The organism is Kitasatospora atroaurantiaca, from assembly GCF_007828955.1.
In the GTDB taxonomy this organism is placed as follows: Bacteria; Actinomycetota; Actinomycetes; order Streptomycetales; family Streptomycetaceae; genus Kitasatospora; species Kitasatospora atroaurantiaca.
Map to the genome: position 1 here is coordinate 2,888,346 of NZ_VIVR01000001.1, position 19,327 is coordinate 2,907,672.

19 protein-coding genes are annotated in these 19,327 nt (G+C 72.2%); 12 read left to right on the top strand and 7 right to left on the bottom strand.

Translation table 11 applies throughout. The features are described 5' to 3' along the window. The first annotated feature begins 57 nt into the window (after positions 1 to 57). The 3 genes from FB465_RS13270 (at position 58) to FB465_RS13280 (ending at position 3,303) form a co-directional block, all read left to right on the top strand. On the top strand, positions 58 to 495 hold the full coding sequence (locus FB465_RS13270) for a gamma-glutamylcyclotransferase family protein (protein ID WP_145790556.1): 438 nt from the start codon (positions 58 to 60) through the stop codon (positions 493 to 495). 138 nt (positions 496 to 633) lie between these two features. Beyond that, positions 634 to 1,455, top strand: coding sequence for a purine-nucleoside phosphorylase (locus FB465_RS13275; RefSeq protein WP_211785774.1), 822 nt, complete (start codon positions 634 to 636; stop codon positions 1,453 to 1,455). Between the two features lie 144 nt (positions 1,456 to 1,599). Continuing rightward, positions 1,600 to 3,303: a phospho-sugar mutase gene (locus tag FB465_RS13280; protein WP_246192644.1), complete on the top strand. Its 1,704-nt coding sequence runs from the start codon at positions 1,600 to 1,602 to the stop codon at positions 3,301 to 3,303. 128 nt (positions 3,304 to 3,431) lie between these two features. Here the strand turns inward: FB465_RS13280 and FB465_RS13285 are convergent, their stop codons facing one another. The 4 genes from FB465_RS13285 to FB465_RS13300 form a co-directional block, all read right to left on the bottom strand. Continuing rightward, entirely contained in the window at positions 3,432 to 4,121 is a 690-nt protein-coding gene (locus FB465_RS13285; RefSeq protein ID WP_145790558.1) for a PH domain-containing protein, read from the bottom strand. A 95-nt stretch (positions 4,122 to 4,216) separates the two neighbouring features. Continuing rightward, entirely contained in the window at positions 4,217 to 4,954 is a 738-nt protein-coding gene (locus tag FB465_RS13290; RefSeq protein WP_145790560.1) for an ABC transporter permease, read from the bottom strand. Further along, complete coding sequence (locus tag FB465_RS13295; RefSeq protein WP_211785775.1) at positions 4,951 to 5,760, bottom strand: ABC transporter ATP-binding protein; 810 nt, start codon at positions 5,758 to 5,760, stop codon at positions 4,951 to 4,953. Before FB465_RS13295 ends, FB465_RS13290 begins: the two co-directional genes overlap by 4 nt. A gap of 52 nt (positions 5,761 to 5,812) precedes the next feature. Beyond that, positions 5,813 to 6,421: a TetR/AcrR family transcriptional regulator gene (locus FB465_RS13300; protein WP_246192645.1), complete on the bottom strand. Its 609-nt coding sequence runs from the start codon at positions 6,419 to 6,421 to the stop codon at positions 5,813 to 5,815. Positions 6,422 to 6,637: 216 nt separating this feature from the next. Here FB465_RS13300 and deoC point away from each other — a divergent pair, with 216 nt between their 5' ends. The 5 genes from deoC to FB465_RS13325 all read left to right on the top strand — a co-directional run bounded on the left by deoC (position 6,638) and on the right by FB465_RS13325 (position 11,325). Further along, a complete protein-coding gene (gene deoC / locus FB465_RS13305) occupies positions 6,638 to 7,624 on the top strand; it encodes a deoxyribose-phosphate aldolase (protein ID WP_145790561.1) in 987 nt (328 codons plus the stop codon). Positions 7,625 to 7,629: 5 nt separating this feature from the next. Continuing rightward, positions 7,630 to 9,123 carry an aldehyde dehydrogenase family protein gene (locus FB465_RS13310; RefSeq protein ID WP_246192646.1) on the top strand — a complete coding sequence of 498 codons (1,494 nt, stop codon included), beginning with the start codon at positions 7,630 to 7,632 and terminating at the stop codon, positions 9,121 to 9,123. Next, entirely contained in the window at positions 9,116 to 10,018 is a 903-nt protein-coding gene (locus FB465_RS13315) for an aldehyde dehydrogenase family protein (protein ID WP_145790563.1), read from the top strand. The genes FB465_RS13310 and FB465_RS13315 overlap by 8 nt, the downstream gene beginning before the upstream one ends. 340 nt (positions 10,019 to 10,358) lie before the next feature. Continuing rightward, positions 10,359 to 10,631 carry a hypothetical protein gene (locus FB465_RS13320; protein WP_145790565.1) on the top strand — a complete coding sequence of 91 codons (273 nt, stop codon included), beginning with the start codon at positions 10,359 to 10,361 and terminating at the stop codon, positions 10,629 to 10,631. Positions 10,632 to 10,680: 49 nt separating this feature from the next. Then, positions 10,681 to 11,325, top strand: a complete 645-nt coding sequence (locus FB465_RS13325) for an ATP-binding protein (RefSeq protein WP_145790566.1) — start codon at positions 10,681 to 10,683, stop codon at positions 11,323 to 11,325. On the opposite strand, the gene FB465_RS13330 is transcribed toward FB465_RS13325, so the two are convergent. Together FB465_RS13330 and lysA are read right to left on the bottom strand one after the other, a co-directional pair. Further along, positions 11,315 to 12,778, bottom strand: coding sequence for an amino acid permease (locus tag FB465_RS13330; protein ID WP_145790568.1), 1,464 nt, complete (start codon positions 12,776 to 12,778; stop codon positions 11,315 to 11,317). The two genes, FB465_RS13325 and FB465_RS13330, sit on opposite strands and share 11 nt — an antisense overlap. Positions 12,779 to 12,810: 32 nt before the next feature. Continuing rightward, positions 12,811 to 14,103, bottom strand: coding sequence for a diaminopimelate decarboxylase (gene lysA, locus FB465_RS13335; protein WP_145790570.1), 1,293 nt, complete (start codon positions 14,101 to 14,103; stop codon positions 12,811 to 12,813). A gap of 127 nt (positions 14,104 to 14,230) precedes the next feature. Between lysA and FB465_RS13340 the strand changes: the two genes are divergently transcribed. Next, positions 14,231 to 15,427, top strand: a complete 1,197-nt coding sequence (locus FB465_RS13340; protein WP_145790572.1) for a PucR family transcriptional regulator — start codon at positions 14,231 to 14,233, stop codon at positions 15,425 to 15,427. 156 nt (positions 15,428 to 15,583) lie between these two features. Here FB465_RS13340 and FB465_RS13345 read toward each other — a convergent pair whose 3' ends face one another. Then, on the bottom strand, positions 15,584 to 16,534 hold the full coding sequence (locus FB465_RS13345) for a SigE family RNA polymerase sigma factor (RefSeq protein ID WP_145790574.1): 951 nt from the start codon (positions 16,532 to 16,534) through the stop codon (positions 15,584 to 15,586). 275 nt (positions 16,535 to 16,809) lie between these two features. Between FB465_RS13345 and FB465_RS13350 the strand changes: the two genes are divergently transcribed. Genes FB465_RS13350 through FB465_RS13360 form a run of 3 tightly spaced genes read left to right on the top strand, consistent with a single transcriptional unit; the run spans position 16,810 to position 19,298 of the window. After that, a complete protein-coding gene (locus FB465_RS13350) occupies positions 16,810 to 17,493 on the top strand; it encodes a response regulator transcription factor (protein WP_211785776.1) in 684 nt (227 codons plus the stop codon). Positions 17,494 to 17,511: 18 nt separating this feature from the next. Further along, positions 17,512 to 19,011: a sensor histidine kinase gene (locus FB465_RS13355; RefSeq protein ID WP_145790577.1), complete on the top strand. Its 1,500-nt coding sequence runs from the start codon at positions 17,512 to 17,514 to the stop codon at positions 19,009 to 19,011. Beyond that, complete coding sequence (locus tag FB465_RS13360) at positions 19,008 to 19,298, top strand: hypothetical protein (protein WP_145790579.1); 291 nt, start codon at positions 19,008 to 19,010, stop codon at positions 19,296 to 19,298. Before FB465_RS13355 ends, FB465_RS13360 begins: the two co-directional genes overlap by 4 nt. Positions 19,299 to 19,327: the final 29 nt, after the last annotated feature.

The following is a 19,327-nucleotide window of genomic DNA, read 5'->3' on the forward strand; positions in this document are numbered from 1 at the left end:
TGACGGTGAGCACTCCCTGGCCCCGTCGCACGACAGGCTCTCCCGTAGGCTGACGGCATGTCCCTCTACGCCGCGTACGCCACCAATCTCGATGCCCGGCAGATGAGCCGGCGGGCCCCGCACTCCCCGCTGCGCGGCACCGGCTGGCTCGACGGCTGGCGGCTGACCTTCGGTGGCGAGCAGCTGGGCTGGGAGGGCTCGTTGGCCACGGTGGTCGAGGACGAGAAGGAGCAGGTCTTCGTCTCGCTTTACGACGTGGCGCCGATGGACGCGGACGGCCTGGACCGGTGGGAGGGCGTGCAGCTCGGCATCTACCGGAAGATCAAGCTGCGGGCGCACACGCTGGACGGCGACATCCCGGTCTGGACGTACGTACTGAACGACTACGAGGGCGGGCTGCCGGCCGCTCGCTACCTCGGACTGATCGCGGACGCGGCCGAGAGTGCGGGCGCACCCCACGACTACGTGCTTGACCTGCGACGACGTCCCTGCTGAACGCCATCGTAGATCTCACCAAAGCGGCGGGGCGATATCCGGCCAAACCCTGTCGCTTTGGGTCAACCGGGTAACGATCCGGCATGGCTTGGGCGGTTTGTCTACGCGCGTAGGCGATTCCCGTCTATCCTCGGCAGTGTGAACGCATCTCCTCAGTCGGTCGTCTCCGCCGACCCCTACGCCGCCGCCCAGGCCGCCGCCGCGCGCCTGCGCGAGCTGACCGGTGCCGAGCGCCACGACGTCGCCCTGGTGATGGGCTCCGGCTGGGTGCCGGCCGCCGACGCCCTGGGTGAGACCGTGGCCGAGTTCCCGGTCACCGAACTCCCCGGCTTCCCGGCTCCGGCCGTGGCGGGCCACTCCGGCAAGATCCGCTCGGTGAAGATCGGCGAGAAGCGCGCCCTGATCTTCCTCGGCCGTAACCACTACTACGAGGGCCACGGCGTGGCCACCGTGGTGCACGGCGTCCGCACCGCCGCCGCGGCGGGCTGCGAGACCATCGTGCTGACCAACGGCTGTGGCGGCCTGCGCCAGGGCTGGGCGCCCGGCCAGCCGGTGCTGATCAGCGACCACATCAACCTCACGGCCGCCTCCCCGATCGTCGGCGCCAACTTCGTCGACCTGACGGACCTGTACTCGCCGCGGCTGCGCCGGCTGTGCCGCGAGGTGGACCCGTCGCTCGACGAGGCCGTGTACGTGCAGTTCCCCGGCCCGCACTACGAGACCCCTGCCGAGATCGGCATGGTCCGGGCGATCGGCGGCGAGCTGGTCGGCATGTCCACCACGCTGGAGGCCATCGCCGCCCGCGAGGCCGGCGCCGAGGTGCTGGGCATCTCGCTGGTGACCAACCTTGCAGCCGGGATCACCGGCGAGCCGCTCAACCACGCCGAGGTGCTGGAGGCCGGTAAGGCCAGCGCCGAGCGGATGGGCGCGCTGCTGGCGAAGGTCCTTGAGCGGATCTGAGCCTGGTCTGACGCAGAATCAGTAGGCAGGGGCCGTCGGGCCGATATCAGATGACAGATTTTGAAATCTGTCATCTGATATCGGCCCGACGGCCCCGCGTTGACACACGCGGACCTCCCCATCCGAATTCTCACCAACCCTCAGATGGAGCTGGCAGCAATGGCGCAGGCATCCACCACCGATCTCCTCGCCCGAGCCAGGGCCTGGCTCGCCGAGGACCCCGACCCGCAGACCCGCGAGGAGCTGGCCGCCATGCTGGCCGCCGCCGAGGGCCCCGAGGCCAGGACCGAGGACCGGGTCGCCTGGTCCCAGCTGGCCGAGCGTTTCGCCGACCGCCTCCAGTTCGGCACCGCCGGCCTGCGCGGCGAGCTCGGCGCCGGCCCGATGCGGATGAACCGCGCCGTCGTGATCCGCGCCGCCGCCGGCCTGGCCGCCTACCTCCGCAAGGAAGGCCTCGGCGACCTGGTGGTGATCGGCTACGACGCCCGCCACAAGTCGTACGACTTCGCCCGCGACACCGCAGCGGTGATGGTCGGCGCCGGCCTGCGGGCCGCCCTGCTCCCGCGCCCCCTCCCCACCCCCGTGCTGGCGTTCGCGATCCGCCACCTCGGCGCCGCCGCCGGCATCACCGTGACGGCCAGCCACAACCCGCCGCAGGACAACGGCTACAAGGTCTACCTGGGCGACGGCTCGCAGATCGTCCCGCCCGCCGACGCCGGCATCGCCGCCGAGATCGACGCCATCGGCTCCCTCGCCGAGGTGCCGCTGGCCGAGAGCGGCTGGGAGGTGCTCGGCGACGACGTCGTCGAGGCGTACCTGAACCGCGCCGTCTCCACCGTCGACCCGGCGAGCCCGCGCGACCTGGACGTGGTCTACACGCCGCTGCACGGCGTCGGCCGGGACGTCCTGCTGGCCGCCTTCAAGCAGGCGGGCTTCCCCGCCCCGACGGTGGTCGCCGAGCAGGCCGAGCCGGACCCGGACTTCCCGACCGTGGCCTTCCCCAACCCGGAGGAGCCGGGCGCGATGGACCTCGCGTTCCGTACCGCCTCCTCGGTCGGCCCGGACATCGTCATCGCCAACGACCCCGACGCCGACCGCTGCGCGGTGGCCGTGCCCGACAACGGCGGCTGGCGGATGCTGCGCGGCGACGACGTGGGCGCGCTGCTCGGCTCGGCGCTCGTCGCCAAGCGGGTCACCGGCACCTTCGCGACCACCATCGTCTCCTCCACCCTGCTCGGCCGGATCGCGGACGCGGCCGGGCTCGGCTACGCCGAGACGCTGACCGGCTTCAAGTGGATCGCCCGCGCCGACGGCCTGCGCTACGGCTACGAGGAGGCGCTCGGCTACTGCGTCGACCCGGCCGGGGTACGCGACAAGGACGGCATCACCGCCGCCCTGCTGGTCGCCGAGCTCGCGGCAACCCTCAAGCAGACCGGTCGCACGCTCACCGACCTGCTGGACGACCTGGCGCTGGAGCACGGTCTGCACGCCACCGACCAGCTGTCCGTCCGGGTGCAGGACCTGTCGCTGATCTCCAACGCCATGCAGCGCCTGCGCGACCAGCCCCCGACCGTCCTGGCGGGCCTGCAGGTCACCCGCGTCGACGACCTGACCGCCGGTTCGGCCGACCTGCCGCCCACCGACGGCCTGCGGTACTACCTGGAGGGCGAGGCCGTCCGCTCGGCGCGGATCGTGGTCCGCCCGTCCGGCACCGAGCCCAAGCTGAAGTGCTACCTGGAGGTCGTCCTCCCGGTCGCCACCGCCGCCGAGCTGGCCGGGACGCGTGAGCAGGCCGCGGCTCTGCTGGACGCGATCAAGCGCGACCTGGCGGCCGCCGCCGGGATCTGACGGCATCGCGCGGCTTCTCACGGCTTCTCACGACAGCGAGACAGCGGGCCCGGCGCTCCGACCTGTGAAGGGGTCGGGGTGCCGGGCCCGCTGTCTTGTCGCGTGTCGTTGCTCGCCCAGAGGCGGCGTCAGCCGGCGACGATCAGGGTGACCAGGGCGATCAGGCCGAGCAGGGTGGGCACGATGATCCACCAGCACCAGCGGACGACGACCGGGCCCGCTGCACCGGGCAGGGCTGCGTTGCGCTCGGCGAGCTCCTGCAGGGTCTCCACCACCTGGTCGGACCACGCACGGGTCGGGTCGCTCTCGCCGGGCCGCAGCACCCGGGAGGGGTTGACCAGGCTCGGCGTACGAGAGGCGCTCGGCTCACCCGTCGCGGCGGCCCTGGTGGCCAGCCGGGTGGCGCGCTTGCGCTGGCGCAGCGACACCGGGACGGCCCAGACCTGGTACCTCTTGCCGCCGGCGAAGAGCTCGACCGAGTAGCCGGCCTTCAGCCCCTCGACCGAGGCCCAGGGGGCCGTGATCGTGCGCAGCGGGTTGCGGACCAGCAGCCGGCGCTCGTTGGCCAGCACGGTCGGGCGCACGGTGTAGGCGATGACGGGGAAGGCGAAGACCGGGGCGGCGGCGAGCGCGATCCACGGGGTGCGGCCGGTGCCGGTCACCACGGCGTCGATGATCAGCCACCCCGCGACGCAGAGCAGGAGAACGCCGGAGATGATGCCGGGGACGGAGCGGTAGACGCGGTCGGCGTACTTCTGCTCACCGTTCGGCTCGGAGGCGGCGGAGCCCGGGTCGGGCTTGCCGTCGGATTCGGTCATGGGCACGATTCTGCCCCATCCGCCTCGCCTTGCCCTATGGGCTCGGGTTGCGATCTGGGGACGCTCGAACGCAGGGCCCCGCAGGTGACACCGCTCTAGGCGGTGCGACGGCGCAGGGTGGCCGCGCCGAGCCCGAGTGCGAGCAGGGCGGCGGCTGCGATGACGGCCAGGTCGCGTACCAGCAGGCCGCTCACGCCGCTCGTGGTGGTCAGCCTGGTCATCGCGTCCACCGCGTACGAGAGCGGCAGCACGTCGGAGGCCCACCGCAGCACGGTGGCCATCTCCTCGCGCGGCACGAACAGGCCGCAGAGCAGCAGCTGCGGAAGGATCACGGCGGGCAGGAACTGGACGGCCTGGAATTCCGTCGCGGCGAACGCGGAGACGAGCAGGCCGAGCGCCATGCCCAGTAGTCCGTCACCCAGTGCGACCGCGAAGAGCAGCCAGGTCGGCCCGGCGACGTCCAGGCCGAGCAGGCCGAGCGTCAGCGCCGAGGCCAGGGTGGCCTGGACGAGCGCGACCGCACCGAAGGCGAGCGCGTAGCCGAGCAGCAGGTCGAGCTTGCCGAGCGGCATGGTGAGCAGCCGTTCGAGGGTGCCGGTGGTGCGTTCGCGCAGCATCGCGACCGAGGTGACCAGGAACATCACCAGCAGCGGGAAGATCCCCAGCAGGGCCGCGCCGACCCGGTCGAAGGCCTGCGCCTCGCCGTCGAACATGTACCTGAGCAGCGTGAGCAGCAGGCAGGGGACCACCAGCAACAGGGCGATGGTGCGCGGGTCGTGGCGCAGCTGGGCCAGGACGCGGCGGGCGGTTGCCAGGGTGCGGGTGGCGTTCACGAGGACTCCTCGGCGGTCAGGAGGGTCTGTTCCGGCATGAGGGTCTCCTCGGGCACGAGGGCATGTCCAGGCGTGAGGGCCTGCCCGGCGACGAGGGCGAGGAAGGCGCTGTCGACGTCGGCGGCGCCGGTCCGGCGGAGCAGTTCGGCGGGGGTGTCGTCGGCGAGCAGCCTGCCCTCGCGCATCAGCAGCAGCCGGTCGCAGCGGGAGGCCTCGTCCATCACATGGCTGGAGACCAGCAGGGTCGCTCCCGCGTCGGCGAGTTGCCGGAAGAGCTGCCAGAGGTCCTGGCGCAGGACCGGGTCGAGGCCGACCGTGGGCTCGTCGAGGATGAGCAGTTCGGGGTTGCCGAGCAGGGCTGCGGCGAGCGAGACGCGGGCCCGTTGGCCGCCGGAGAGCTGGGCGGTCAGGGTGCCCTCGTGACCGGCGAGGCCGACCTCGGCGATCACGCGGGCGGGGTCGGTGGGCGGCGCGCCGAGGACGGCGGCGAAGTAGCGCAGGTTCTCGGCGACGCTGAGGTCGCTGTAGACCGAGGGCGCCTGCGTCACGTACCCGACGCGGTGTCGCAGCGTGGCGCTGCCGGCCGGCGCGCCGAGCACCTCCACCCCGCCCGCGGCGGTCTTCTGGACGCCGACGATCGAGCGCAGCAGGGTCGTCTTCCCGCAGCCGCTGGGGCCGAGCAGACCGGTGATCGAGCCCTGTGCGACGTCGAGGTCGAGGCCGTGGAGGACGGGGCGGCCGCCCCGCACCACCGTCAGGCCGGTGACGCGGATGGCGGGGACCGCTCCCGCCGAAGAATTCATCATTCGATGAGTTTCCCGCCGTCACCGGTCGCCGTCAAGCATCCGGACGGTTGAATCAGGCGCCGGCCAGATAGCCCTGGAAGGTCGGCGCGAGCAGCGGAACCAGTTCCTCGCGGGTTGCCGAGGCGAGCGGTTCGACACCGATCACGTACCGCGCCATGGCCAGCCCGATGATCTGGGAGAGCATCAGCTCCGTCCGCAACTCGGGCCGCTCGATGTCGAGTTCGACGGCAGCGCGGCGGACCAGCTCCTCCAGGACGAAGCCCCTCATCAACTGCGCGACCTGCTCGGTGGTGGCCGCCGCCCGCACCAGCGCCAGCAGCCGGTCGAGCACCCCGGGCTGCTCCCAGAGCGTCAGGACGAACGTGGCCACCCGCTCGCCGACGGTCGCCCGGTCCCCCGCCAGGACCTGCTCGACCACCACCCTCGGATCGACCGGGAACTCCAGCGCGGCCAGGAAGAGCCGATCCTTGCTGCCGAAGTAGTGGTGCAGCAGTGCAGCGTCCACCCCGGCGGCCCGCCCGATCGCCCGCATGCTCGCCTTCTCGTAGCCCCGCACGGCGAACTCCGCCCGGGCCGCCTCCAGCACCACCCGCCGCGTGTCGGTCGAGCCGGGCCGGCGGCCGGTCTTCTTGCGGGGGGCGGGCTGCTGAGGCGTGGTCACCGGTTCATTCTTCCTCTCACGGGGGCGACGCGACTCCTTCGAGCGAACCGGGCTGCCGCCTGACCCGGAGGACCCGACCCGAAGGACCCGACTCGGGTGACACGCGAGGCACTGGAGAAGCACTGGCCCGGCCGAATCGGCCAGATCTCGGTCCGGCATCGAAACAGGGGTCCCCTAGCGCATCGCTACGCGCGTAGATATGCTGGTCTGGTGACCATGTCCACTGTTGCAGCCAATGCCCTCGGCGCTGCGGGCGGCGGCCTTCAGGACGTTGCGGCGTCCGAGGCCTCACTCCGCCGCTTCCTGCACGGCCTGCCCGGCGTCGACGCCGTCGGCCTGGAAGCCCGCGCCGCCACCCTCGGCACCCGTTCGATCAAGACCACGGCGAAGGCGAATGCCATCGACCTGGCGATCTCGATGATCGACCTGACCACGCTGGAAGGCGCGGACACGGTCGGCAAGGTGCGCGCCCTGTGCACCAAGGGCCGGAACCCCGACCCGAGCGATCCGACCACCCCCCGCGTCGCCGCGATCTGTGTCTACCCGGACATGGTCGCCACCGCGAAGGCGGCGCTGAAGGGCACCGACATCCAGGTCGCCTCGGTCGCCACCGCCTTCCCCGCCGGGCGCGCCGCGCTCCCGGTGAAGCTGGCCGACACCGCCGACGCGGTCGCCGCCGGCGCCGACGAGATCGACATGGTGATCGACCGGGGGGCCTTCCTCTCCGGCCACTACCTGTCGGTCTTCAACGAGATCACCGCCGTCAAGGAGGCCTGCAAGCGCCCCGACGGCACCTCGGCCCACCTCAAGGTGATCTTCGAGACCGGCGAGCTGCAGACGTACGACAACGTGCGCCGCGCCTCCTGGCTGGCCATGCTGGCCGGCGCCGACTTCATCAAGACCTCCACCGGCAAGGTCGCGGTCAACGCGACTCCCCCGGTCACCCTGCTGATGCTCGAAGCCGTCCGCGACTTCAAGGAGCAGACTGGTATCCAGGTCGGTGTGAAGCCCGCCGGTGGCATCAAGACCACCAAGGACGCCATGAAGTACCTGGTCATGGTCAACGAGACACTCGGCGACGACTGGCTGACCCCGCACTGGTTCCGCTTCGGCGCCTCCAGCCTGCTCAACGACCTGCTGATGCAGCGTCAGAAGCTGACCACCGGCCGGTACTCCGGTCCCGACTACGTGACGGTGGACTGAGGAACATGGCCAAGAACAAGAACATCGCAGAGTCCGTGAGCGCGAACGCCGGCGCCAGGAAGAGCGGCCTCTTCGAGTACGCCCCCGCGCCCGAGTCCCCCGCCGCAGCCGGTGACATCGCGACCTCGTACGGCCACTTCATCGGCGGCGAGTTCGTCGACAGCAGTGGCAGCGAGGCCCTGAAGACCGTCAACCCGGCCACCGAGCAGGTGCTCGCCGAGTTCGCGCACGGCACGGACGAGGACGTGGACCGCGCGGTCACGGCCGCCCGCAAGGCGTTCGCCGACTGGTCGGCGCTGCCGGGCAGCGAGCGCGCCAAGTACCTGTTCCGGATCGCCCGGATCATCCAGGAGCGCTCGCGCGAGCTGGCCGTGCTGGAGTCGATCGACAACGGCAAGCCGATCCGCGAGACCCGCGACGTCGACCTCCCCCTCGTCGCCGCGCACTTCTTCTACTACGCGGGCTGGGCCGACAAGCTGGACTACGCCGGCTTCGGCACCGCTCCGAAGCCGCTCGGTGTGGCCGGCCAGGTCATCCCGTGGAACTTCCCGCTGCTGATGCTGGCCTGGAAGATCGCCCCGGCCCTCGCGACCGGCAACACGGTCGTCCTGAAGCCGGCCGAGACCACCCCGCTGACCGCGCTGCGCTTCGCCGAGATCTGCCGCCAGGCCGGTCTGCCGAAGGGCGTCGTCAACATCGTCACCGGTGACGGCCGTACCGGCGCCGCGCTCACCGCGCACCCGGACGTCAACAAGGTCGCCTTCACCGGCTCGACCCCCGTCGGCCGGGCGATCGCCAAGCAGCTGGCGGGCAGCCGCAAGAAGCTGTCGCTGGAGCTCGGCGGCAAGGCCGCGAACATCGTCTTCGACGACGCGCCGATCGACCAGGCGGTCGAGGGCATCGTCAACGGCATCTTCTTCAACCAGGGCCACGTCTGCTGCGCGGGCTCGCGCCTGCTGGTCCAGGAGTCGATCCAGGACGAGCTGCTGGACGCCCTCAAGCGCCGGATGGCCACCCTGCGCGTCGGCGACCCGCTGGACAAGAACACCGACATCGGCGCGATCAACTCGGCCGCCCAGCTGGCCCGGATCACCGCGCTGACGGACGCCGGCGAGGCCGAGGGCGCCGAGCGCTGGTCGCCCGCCTGCGAGCTGCCCGGCTCCGGCTTCTGGTTCAAGCCGACGCTGTTCACCGGCGTCAGCCAGGCCCACCGGATCGCCCAGGAGGAGATCTTCGGCCCGGTGCTGTCGGTGCTGACCTTCCGTACGCCCACCGAGGCCGTCGAGAAGGCCAACAATACGCCGTACGGTCTCTCGGCCGGCATCTGGACCGAGAAGGGCTCGCGCATCCTCTGGATGGCGAACCAGCTCAAGGCCGGTGTGGTCTGGGCCAACACCTTCAACAAGTTCGACCCGACCTCGCCGTTCGGCGGCTACAAGGAGTCGGGCTACGGCCGCGAGGGTGGCCGGCACGGTCTGGAGGCCTACCTCGATGTCTGATGTCACCACGCGACTTGACGTCTTCAAGACCTACAAGCTGTACGTCGGCGGGAAGTTCCCCCGCTCCGAGAGCGGGCGGGTGTACGAGGTGACCGACAGCAAGGGCCAGTGGCTCGCCAACGCCCCGCTCGGCACCCGTAAGGACACCCGCGATGCCGTGCTCGCCGCCCGCGCGGCGGTCAAGGGCTGGTCGGGCACCACCGCGTACAACCGCGGCCAGGTGCTGTACCGGGTCGCGGAGATGCTGCAGGGCCGCCGCGAGCAGTTCACTGCCGAGGTGGCCACCGCCGAGGGCATCGGCGCGAAGAAGGCCGCCGCCCTGGTGGACCAGGCCATCGACCGCTGGGTCTGGTACGCGGGCTGGACGGACAAGGTCGCCCAGATCGCGGGCGGCTCCAACCCGGTCGCCGGGCCCTTCTTCAACCTGTCCGTGCCGGAGCCGACCGGCGTGATCGGCGTCGTGGCGCCGCAGACCGGGTACGGCTACTCCTTCCTCGGCCTGATCTCGGTGATCGCACCCGCGATCGCCACCGGCAACACGGTCGTGGTGGCCGCCGCCACCGACGCCCCGCTGCCGGCGCTCTCGCTGGGCGAGGTGCTGGCGACGTCCGACCTGCCGGGTGGTGTCGTCAACATCATCTCCGGCCGTACCGCGGACATCGCCCCGACGCTGGCCTCGCACCAGGACGTCAACGGCCTCGACCTCACGGGTGCGATTGCCGCCGACGGCCCCGGCGCGGCAGCCGAGCTGGAGGCCTCCGCCGCGGATACGCTGAAGCGAGTCATCCGGCCGGTGGAGGAGCCGTCCGCGTTGGACTGGACCAATGCGCCCACCACGGACCGCCTACTCTCCTTCCTGGAGACCAAGACGGTCTGGCACCCGATGGGCATCTGACCCACCATCGGTCACAACTCCACAGACTGGCCGTCCCCAGTGCCCCTACCCCCCCGGGGGCCCGGACGTGCCTATGACGGACCCGCGCCTCTCCCCCCCTGGCGCGGGTCCGTCGCCTTTCCAGGCGCTCCATGGGCGAAGACCCGCCGATCGGCAGGCAACCGGCCGGGCTCCTCCCGTGTCCTCCCTGACGTATCCACGTGATCTTGGGAGGCAGCTGTGTGGGAGATCCTGGCCGATCTGGCGGTCCTGTTCGGCGCCGGCCCCGGTGCGGGCCTTGCGGGCCCGCCGAGCGGCACGGCTGCTGGCCGCGGGCAGGCAGGCCCGGGTCCCCTGCTCCGTGCGATCGGAACGCCCCGGCTGGCCCGCCACGTACACCGCCGGCAGCCTGCTGCTCACGCCCGGCTCGCCCACCGCCGCCTTCGAGTCGCGCCACCGCCCGCACCTGGAGATCCCCCTCGGCGGCGAGGTCCACGACCCCGAGCCGGAGGCCTGGTACGACCAGGACTGGGCCGCCAAGGCCTACCAGCCGCCCGGCGACGGGCCGGCCGTCCACCTGAACGTGCACAGCCGCTACCTCGGGATCGTGCTGCTCGCGCTCCGGAAGATCTGACTGCCGACCAGTTTCGGCATCTCCGCCCGATGCGTCAGACTGGTGTCTCGTGAGTGACTCCCCCGTGAACCCCGCCTCGACCGCCCGTGCCCGGGTCGTCCTGCTCTCCGGCCCCTCCGGGTCCGGGAAGTCCTCACTCGCCGAGCGGACCGGGCTGCCGGTGCTCCAGCTGGACGACTTCTACAAGGACGGCGACGACCCCACACTGCCGCTGTTCCCCGACGGCAGCGTCGACTGGGACTCCCCGCTCTCCTGGCACCGCGAGCACGCACTCGCGGCGATCCGGCAGCTGGCCACGACCGGCCGCGCCGAGGTGCCGGTGTACTCGATCCCGGACAACGGGCGGGTCGGCACCCACACGCTCGAGCTGGACGGCTCGCGCGCCTTCATCGCCGAGGGCATCTTCGCCGCCGAGATCGTCGCCCAGTGTGCCGCCGAGGAGCTGCTCGGCGATGCCATCTGCCTGCGCAACCGCCCGCTGACCACCGCCTGGCGTCGCTTCCGCCGGGACGTCCGCGAGGCCCGCAAGTCCGTCCCCTACCTGCTGCGGCGCGGCTGGCGGCTGATGCGCGCCGAGCGCGGCATCGTGGCCCGCCAGGTCGAGCTCGGCGCGTACGCCTGCGCGGGCCCCGAGGCCGAGCGCAGGGTACGAGCCGTGACCATGGCGCCCATACCGGCCGGGATCAGCGCCTGACGGTGCGGTCGACCACCGGGAGAGCGGTCACCGCTTCCTCGGTCCTGAGCCGGGAGTGGTGGCGGCTGTAGCCCAGGTACACCACCAGCGCCAGGGCCAGCCAGCCGGCGAACATCGCGTACGTGGGCAGCGGCAGCCCGTAGAGCAGGTAGCCGCAGAAGGCCACCGACAGCAGCGGCACCACGGGGTAGCCGGGCACCCGGAAGCCGCGCTCCAGGTGCGGTTCGGTGCGGCGCAGGATCAGGACGCCGACGGAGACCACGGCGAAGGCCACCAGGGTGCCCATACTGGTCAGGTCGGCCAGTACGTCCAGCGGGACGACGGCGGCCAGCACCGCGACGAAGACCCCGACCACGGCCGTACCGGCGACCGGCGTGCCGGTGCGCGGGCTGAGGCGGCTGAACACGCCGGGCAGCATGCCGTCGCGGCCCATCGAGTACAGGATGCGGGTCTGGCCGTAGAGCACCACCAGGACCACGCTGACTATCGAGAGCACCGCGCCGGCGGAGAGCAGCGCACCCGGCCAGGTCGCCCCGGTCACGGTGGCGAGGATCGCGGAGAGCCCGGCCTCCTGGCCGCCGAAGGCCGTCCACGGCTGGGCGCCGACGCCGACCAGGGCCACCAGCACGTACACCGTGGTGACCACCAGCAGGGCGGCCACGATGGCCACCGGCAGGGTGCGGCGGGGGTTCTTGACCTCCTCGCCGGCGGTGGACACCGCGTCCAGGCCGATGAAGGAGAAGAAGACGGTCGAGGCCGCCGCGCCTACGCCGGCCATGCCCATCGGGGCGAAGGGGTGCAGGTTGGCCGCGTGGAAGCCGGTCGCGCCGAGCACCACGAAGAGCGCCAGGACGGCCAGCTTGACCAGCACCATCACGGTGTTGACCACGGCCGACTGCTTCGCGCCTCGGACCAGCAGCAGGCAGCAGAGCAGCACCAGCACGGCGCCCGGCAGGTTGAGGTAGCCGCCCGCCCCGGGCGGGGCGGCGATGGCGTCCGGCATCCGGAAGCCGAACAGGCGCTCCGTCAGGTCGTTGAGGTACTGGCCCCAACTCACCGCGATGGCCGCACCGGAGACCGCGTACTCCAGCAGCAGACACCAGCCGACCGCATAGGCGGCGAGCTCGCCGAGGGTGGCGTAGGCGTACGAGTAGGACGAGCCGGAGACCGGGACGGCGGAGGCGAGTTCGGCGTAGCAGAGGGCGGTGAGGGCCGCCGTGACCGCACCGATCACGAAGGAGAGGACCACCGCGGGCCCGGCCTCGGGCACGGCGGCGTCGAGGGCGAAGAAGATCCCGGTGCCGATGGTCGCGCCGATGCCGATCATCGTGAGCTGGAAGACGCCCACCGTGCGGCGCAGCCCGCCGCCCGCGGCGTGCTCGGCGTCGGCCTGGAACGCGGCGACCGGCTTGCATCTGAGAATCTGCTGACGGAGCGTCAGATCTATTGCCATAGCTGCCTCTTCTGGTGTGGGGGAGGGTGAGGTCAGGGCAGGTCGCGGCGCATCAGGTCGTCGTAGGTCTCGCGGCGGACCACCGCGCGGGACTGACCGTCGCGGCAGAAGACGACCGGAGGGCGGCGGGCGCCGTTGTAGTTGTTGCTGAGCGAGTAGGTGTAGGCGCCGGTGACCGGGACGGCGATCAGATCCCCAGGGCGCGGGTCACGCAGGGGTACGTCGGCGCTGAGGGTGTCGCCCGACTCGCAGTGCCGGCCGACCAGGCGGCACGGCTCGCCGCCGCCGACCCGGGTGGCCACGGTGGCCTCGAAGCGCTGGCCGTACAGCGAGACCTCCAGGTTGTCGGCCATACCGCCGTCCACCGCGACGATGGGCTGCTCGCCGGGCTTGACCGTCACCACCCGGTACAGCGAGACGCCCGACTCGGCGACCATGGAGCGGCCCGGCTCGATCAGGATCCGGGCCTCGGCGGGCAGCAGGCCCCGCGCGGTGTCCACCAGGGTGTCCAGGTAGTCCTCGATGCTCGGCGGCCGGTCCCGGTAGGTGTAGCGGGAGCCGAGGCCGCCGCCGAGGTCGTACACGGCGAACTCGCCCAGCTCCGCGACCGCCTCGACGGCCTGGGCGAAGGGCTTGGTGTCCAGGATCTGCGAGCCGACGTGGACGTGGACGCCGTCCAGCCGGAGCCGGTCGCTGCCGCGCAGCCGTGCGATCGCCTCGCGGGCCTGCGGCAGCATCAGGCCGAACTTGGAGCCCGCCTGGCCGGTGGAGACGGCCTCGTGGGTGTCGGGGCGGATGTCGGGGGTGACCCGGACGAGGACGCCCTGCTCGCGCCCGGGAGTCTCCGCCAGGATCCGATCCAGCCGGTCGATGTCGTCGAAGTTGTCGATGACGATCAGACCGGCCCCGGCGTCGACGGCCAGCCGCAGCTCCTCCTCGGTCTTGGCGTTGCCGTGCACCACCAGCCCGGCCGGGTCCGCGCCGGCCGCCAGGGCCAGCGTCAGTTCGCCGCCGCCGGCCACGTCGATGCCCAGGCCCTCCTGGGCGAGCAGCCGGTACACGGCGGTGCAGGGGAAGGCCTTGGAGGCGAAGGTCACCCGGGAGTTGGGCCAGCGGGCGGCGAGGCCGTCGGCGTACCGGCGGGCTCGGGCCCGCAGGGCGTTCTCGTCCACCAGCAGGGCGGGGGTGCCGTACTGCTCGGCGAGGTCCTCCACCCGGCAGCCGCCGATCAGCAGTCCGCCGCCCTCGGCGACGGCCGTACCGGGCGGGAAGAGCCCCAGCAGCCGGTTCTGGGCGGACGCGGGCGTCAGGGTGCCGAGGGTCATGGGCCTCCCTGCCTCTCTTGCTCGTGCGGTTCCGGAGGGCTCTGCTCGCGCGGTTCCGGAGGGCTTCGGAACATGGTCGGGCGCGGCACCGCCCCCGGTCTTTGGCGCTATCGCCTAAGGTTCTGGTATGTCCCTCACGGAATCGCCAATCCTGGACGGCACCAGCGAGGAGCTGTTCGCCGTCGCCAATGCCATCGCCGCCGTGGTCGGCGGGTCCGTGGCCGTGGAGGACCTGGAGCGCCGGGTGCTCGCGTACTCCTCGCTGCCCGGCCAGCGGATCGACGAGCTGCGCCGCCAGGGCATCCTGAACCGCCGGGTGCCGGAGGAGCCGGAGCAGCTGCGCCAGTACCGCGAGGTGCTGGCCGCTCCGGGGGTCGTCCGGCTGCCGACGCTCGCCGCCGACGAGCTGCCGCGCGCCGCCGTCGCGATCCGGGCCGGGGATCTGCCGCTGGGCACCATCTGGGCGATCGAGGGGTCCGGCAGTCTCGACCCGGCCGGCGAACGGGCGCTGCTGGACGGAGCTGGGCTCGCCGCGCTGCACATGCTGCGCCGGCGCAGCGCGGCCGAACTCGACCTCCACGCCAGGGAGGACGCGCTGCGCGGTGCACTGAACGGCAGCTGGTCCCCGGCCGAGGTGCGCTTCCGCCTGGGGCTGCCCGACCGCCCCCGGCTGGCGCTGCTGGGGCTCGCGCCGCTGCGGGTCGCGGACCGCGAGCCGCCGCCCGCCGTGCGGCTCGGCGCCGCCGCCGCCCGGCACTGGGCCGCCGTGCACGCCGAGGCGGCCGTGGCGACGGTCGGCCGGACGGTGTACGTGCTGCTGCCCGAGCTCGAACCGGAGGCCGTCCGGCGGCTGGCGGGGCAGGCCGTCGCCGCGCTCGGCCACGGCCTGGACACCCCGCTGCGCGCCGCGTTCAGCCGCCCGGCCGAGGATCCCGGTGAGCTGCCCGACCTGCGCGCGGAGGTGGACGACATCCTGCGGGTGACCACCGCCGACCGGGACGCGCCCGCGGTGGCCGGGCTGACGGACACCCATGCCCGGGTGCTGCTCTCGCACTTCGCGGACGAGCTGGCCAGGCGCCCCCGGCTGCGCCACCCGGGCATCGAGGCGATGGTCGAGCACGACCGCGGCCAGCACACGGCGTACGCGGCCTCGGTGACGGCCTGGCTGGACGCGGTCGGCAACGTGGCCCAGGCGGCGGATCGGCTGGCGGTGCACCCGAACACGCTCAAGTACCGGCTGCGGCGGGCCCGGGAGCTGTTCGGCATCGACCTGGACCACCCGGACGACCGGCTCTCGTGCTGGCTGCAGCTCCGCGCGCGGTGAGCGAGCCGGGCAGAAGTGACGCAGGGCCCGGTGCCTCTCCCCGGCACCGGGCCCTGCGTCATCGATCCGGCCACGGGTCTTCCCCCGTCGGCCGCCGCTCCCCCGAGTCGGCGCCCGCGCCCCGTGGCCTTCCTACCCGTCCCCCGACGGGAGTTCCTAGGCGACCAGCTCGCCGAAGGCGCGGGCGGTGTCACCCGTGCGGTTCAGCTGCTCGTCGTCGCGCAGCCGGCGCAGCGCGCGCCAGATGCTGCTCTTCACCGTGCCGACGCTGATGCCGAGCACGTCGGCGATCTCCGGGTCGGTCCGGCCCTCGTAGTAGCGGAGCACCAGCATGGTGCGCTGGTTCTCCGGGAGCTTGGCCAGCGCCTGCCAGAGCACGGCGCGCAGCTCGGTGCCGCCCATCGCGTCGGTGTCGCCGACCGTCTCCGGCAGCTCCTCGGTCGGGTACTCGTTGACCTTGCGGCGCCGCCAGGCGGAGATGTGCAGGTTGGTCATGGTGCGGCGGAGGTAGCCCCCGACCGCGGCCTTGTCGGTGATCCGGCCCCAGGCCCGGTAGGTGCTGAAGAGCGCGCTCTGCAGCAGGTCCTCGGCCTCGTGGCGGTCACCGGTCAGGTGGTAGGCGGTGGCGTACAGGGAGGCGCGGCGCTCGCGCACGTACGCGGTGAACTCCGTGATGTGGTCCTCCGCGACGGCCGGGTGCTCCCCCTGCACGCCTCCCTGCTCACCGTCTGCGGCACCCGCCACTGCGGGCGTCAGCCGCAGCAGCGTGGCACCGGCGACCTCGCGACCGGCCGGCTCCCCCGAACCGTGGCCGACGAGGCCGTTCCCCGTGATACCCCCCGGGACGTCCTTCCCCTCGACGCGGACGGGGAGGATCCCCCGCAGCGTCATGGTCGAGGCGGAGTCGGCCGCACTCCCCATGCGACCGATTCCGTACAGCTCCCCCGCCCTCCCGCCGCCGAGGCGGCGGGTCCCGGTGCTGTGTGCGCACCCCCGTACGATCACGGCACCGGAAGTCTCGTCCGTCCGCACCTCGAAGTGCGTGCGGGTCGACGAACGCGCAGTGCGAGCGCCCGCGGTGCTGCGGGTCTTGAGCGTGGCGTTCATCGTGCACCCCCATGGTCGGTACGAGCGGATCTCTTGCCGCCGCCGTCCCGCGGGCCTGGTGACCTGGTGCGTTCTTCGGCGACATGGAAAATCTTGCCCGCCTGTCGTCATGGCGCTGTCCGCCGACTGTCACAGGGCTGTCACAGCGGACGGGACTTTGATCCACATCACCGACACACCTGTGGGACGTGCGAAGACCCGGTTCCGGTTGCGGTGGGACAGCGGACAGCGCCCAGGTGGGTGATTCACTGCGCCGAGTGGGCCAGAATGAGCCCGTGCCTTTCCTCCTTCTGATCGAGGACGACGACGCCATCCGGACCGGCCTCGAACTCGCCCTCACCCGCCAGGGCCACCGCGTGGTCGCCGCCGCCTCGGGCGAGGACGGCCTGAAGCTCTTCAAGGAGCAGCGTCCGGACCTGATCGTCCTCGACGTCATGCTGCCAGGGATCGACGGCTTCGAGGTCTGCCGCCGGATCCGCCGCACCGACCAGCTGCCGATCATTCTGCTGACCGCGCGCTCGGACGACATCGACGTGGTGGTCGGCCTGGAGTCGGGCGCGGACGACTACGTGGTCAAGCCGGTGCAGCCGCGGGTGCTGGACGCCCGGATCCGAGCGGTGCTGCGGCGCGGCGAACGGGAGAGCTCGGACTCCTCCGTGTACGGCACCGTGGTGATCGACCGCTCGGCGATGACCGTCACCAAGGACGGCGAGGATCTCCAACTCACGCCGACCGAGCTGCGGTTGCTGCTGGAGCTGAGCCGCAGACCCGGGCAGGCGCTGTCCCGGCAGCAACTGCTGCGGCTGGTCTGGGAGCACGACTACCTGGGCGATTCGCGATTGGTGGACGCCTGTGTTCAGCGACTGCGCGCCAAGGTGGAGGATGTGCCTTCGGCGCCGACGCTGATCCGCACGGTGCGCGGGGTGGGCTACCGGCTCGATCCCCCGTCCCAGCCCTGACCCCGATGGTGAGACCTGTTGACTGACCCTCAGACCCCCCGGCGCGCGCGCCCGGGCCGCTGGCGGCACCTGCGCTCGCTGCGGGTACGGCTGATCGCGGTGTTCGCCGTGGTCGCCCTGACCACCGCCGTCTCCGCGTCCGGGATCGCCTACTGGCTGAACCGGGACGCGGTGCTCAAGCGTGCCCAGGACACCGCGCTCAACGACTTCCGGGCCTCACTCACCCGCAATGTCTCCGACCTTCCGCTGAACGCGACCTGCCCGCAACTGGTCAACCTGGCCAACCAGGTGGCGGCCTCCGGGCTCAACTACCAGGTGGTGGTGGTCGACGACGCCCAGCCCGGCTGCGTGGCCTCCTCCGACCCGTCGAGGTTCACGGTCGAGCACGTGCCGCAGGCGCTGCGCACCACGGTGCCCAAGCCGCGCGAGGTGGGCCCCGGCAACCCGTACGCGTACCACCTGTACTGGCAGCGGCAGAAGCTGTACGGCGAGCCCTTCGTGGTCGGCGGGACGAAGGTGGTGCCGACCGGGCCGACGGCGTACATGTTCAAGTCGCTGGACAACGAGCGGGCCGATCTCAACACGCTGGGCTGGTCGTTGGCGATCGCCACCCTGCTCGCGCTGATCGGCTCGGCGCTGCTGGCGCAGGCCGCCTCGGCGACGGTGCTGCGGCCGGTGAAGCGGCTCGGCGAGGCGGCCCGGCGGCTGGGCGAGGGGCGGCTCGACACCCGCCTCGAGGTCGAGGGATCGGACGAACTCGCCGACCTGGCAAGAACGTTCAACCGTACGGCGGAGTCGCTCGCCGATCAGGTCGAGGAGCTGAGCGCGCGCGAGGCGCAGAGCCGGCGGTTCGTCGCCGACATGTCGCACGAGCTGCGGACCCCGCTGACAGCGATGACGGCGGTGACGGACATCCTGGAGGACGAGGCCGAGTCGCTGGACCCGATGATCGAGCCGGCCGTCCGGCTGGTGGTCAGCGAGACCCGCCGGCTCTCCGACCTGGTCGAGAACCTGATGGAGGTGACCCGCTTCGACGCGGGCACCGCCAAGCTGGTCGCCGACGAGGTCGACATCGCGGACCTGATCATGTCCTGCATCGACGGCAGGGCCTGGTACGACGCGGTCGAGGTGGACGCCCCTCGGGGTGTACGCGCGGTGGTGGACCCGCGCCGGCTGGACGTCGTGTTCGCCAACCTGATCGGCAACGCCCTCAAGCACGGCGGCTCGCCGGTGCGGGTGAAGGTCCGGCAGGTCGGGGAGAGCGTGGTGGTGGAGGTCTCCGACAGCGGCCCGGGCATCCCCGAGGACGTCCTGCCGCATGTCTTCGACCGTTTCTACAAGGCCGACAAGGGCCGGGCACGCTCGGAGGGCAGCGGGCTCGGGCTGTCGATCGCGATGGCCAACGCGCAGATCCACGGCGGCACCATCGGCGTCGCCAACGGCGAGGTCGGGGCGGTCTTCACCCTGACCCTGCCGCTCACCCCGCCCGCACCGGACGCCGAGGAGGGTTCGAAGTGAACGTACGGAGAACTGCCGCGGGGGCCGCCCTGCTGGCCGCCGCGCTGACGGCGGTGACGGGCTGCGGGATCCGGCCGACCGCCGTACCGGTGGACGCGGGTGCGCCCGCCAGCCGGACGGCCTGTCCGAGCCCGGTCCGGGTCCCGGCGGCGGTGCTGACGCCCACGCCCAGCCCGTCGGTTGCTCCCAGCACCTCGGCCTCGGTGCCGGCGCCCGTCGCGAGCTCGAAGGCCCCGCAGGGTCTGTTCAGCGCTACTCCCTCGCCCACGGGCTCGCGCTGCCCGTGACCGGCTGAGCCGAAACCGGCGCGCAGAGG